This window comes from Kitasatospora sp. NPDC058243 (genome assembly GCF_042882025.1).
Classification (GTDB): domain Bacteria; phylum Actinomycetota; class Actinomycetes; order Streptomycetales; family Streptomycetaceae; genus Kitasatospora.
The window spans coordinates 1-1,290 of sequence record NZ_JBHVWW010000169.1 but is presented as its reverse complement, the minus strand read 5'-3'; the positions used below and the strand labels follow the sequence as shown (position 1 = coordinate 1,290).

1 protein-coding gene and 1 pseudogene are annotated in these 1,290 nt (G+C 68.8%); both read right to left on the bottom strand.

Features of this window, described 5'->3' with window-relative positions; genetic code table 11:
- Positions 1 to 130 precede the first annotated feature (130 nt).
- The gene (locus tag ACFVX9_RS39850) at positions 131 to 655 is read right to left on the bottom strand and encodes an RICIN domain-containing protein (RefSeq protein ID WP_387987219.1); all 525 of its coding nucleotides are present in this window, start codon (positions 653 to 655) and stop codon (positions 131 to 133) included.
- A gap of 364 nt (positions 656 to 1,019) precedes the next feature.
- Positions 1,020 to 1,290, bottom strand: a pseudogene (locus ACFVX9_RS39845) (hypothetical protein); the annotation flags it as partial.

Here is a 1,290-nt window from a genome sequence, read left to right as displayed (position 1 = left end):
GGGGACCCTGTGGGAGAGTAGGACGCCGCCGAACAATCATTCACAGAGAACCCCCATCCGGGAAACCGGATGGGGGTTCTCTGCATTTCCGGGGCACACGACGGCCATCACCGTGCCCCGCGCCGGCCTGTCAGATGGTGTCCTTGACCTTGATCTGGCCGCTGTCGATGACGAAGTTCTGGTTGCCGAAGCCGGGGCTCTGACACTGCCAGATCTTGACCCGGTCACCGTTGTTGCGGGAACCGCCCACGTCCAGGCACATCTCTCGGCCGGTTCCGATGGTGTCCTTGACCTTGATCTGGCCGCTGTCGATGACGAAGTTCTGGTTGCCGAAGCCGGGGCTCTGGCACTGCCAGATCTTGACGTGGTCGCCGTTGTTGCGGGAACCGCCCACGTCCAGGCACATCTCTCGGCCGGTTCCGATGGTGTCCTTGACCTTGATCTGGCCGCTGTCGATGACGAAGTTCTGGTTGCCGAAGCCGGGGCTCTGGCACTGCCAGATCTTGACGTGGTCGCCGTTGTCGCGGGAACCGCCCACGTCCAGGCACATGGTGTTGGTGGCCACGCGGGGCGCGGCGACAGCAGCCGTGGTCGCCGTCAGGGCGATCAGGCCGGCGGCGGCCAGGGCAGCGAGCGCGGTGGTGGAACGGGACATGATGTACCTCCGCAGGTGCGCCGACGGGTGTCGGCTCTCGGTGGGGTGGTCGGACCTGGGCAGGCCTGCCGGAAGGTGTAGCCGGCAGGTCCTGCCTGGTATGGGCAAGGTTCGCAGCGGTCAGTTGCGACACGCCCGGGTACGAACCACAGTCATTCCATAGGGCGACATATGGTTTGAAACCCGGTCACCACTTGGGCAGAGACCGGAGCGCGGCGGCTGAGCGATCCTTCATGGGTGCCGTGGCTGCGACGGCCGTAACGGAACGTCAGGCCTTCGGCCTGCTCGGTGAAGGTCCAGCGCGGGCGCGCAGGGGTCGAAGCCAGGGCGCGGCGGGGGTGGTGTGCGCCGTGCCGGGGCGTGGCTACGCCGCTTCGGGCCGGCGGGTGTCCAGCCAGGCGCGGTAGCGGCCCAGGGCCTCGCGCTGCTGGAGCTGTTCGACGAGCAGGGCCACGGCCGGGCGGGTGCCGGGGGCGGGAGCCCGGCCGGAGGCGAGCGCCTTGTCGGACCAAGTCACCGGGCGCAGGGCGCGGTTGGCCGGTGAGCCGCCCCAGGCATCGGTGCGGGTGTTCACCAGCGGGGAGAGGAACTGGGAGAGCAGCCACCTGACCGGGCCCAACGGCGCGGCGCCCGGC

Excerpts from the sequence above, each read along its gene's own strand:
- ACFVX9_RS39850 (WP_387987219.1), bottom strand. The coding sequence starts at position 655 with ATGTCCCGTTCCACCACCGCGCTCGCTGCCCTGGCCGCCGCCGGCCTG.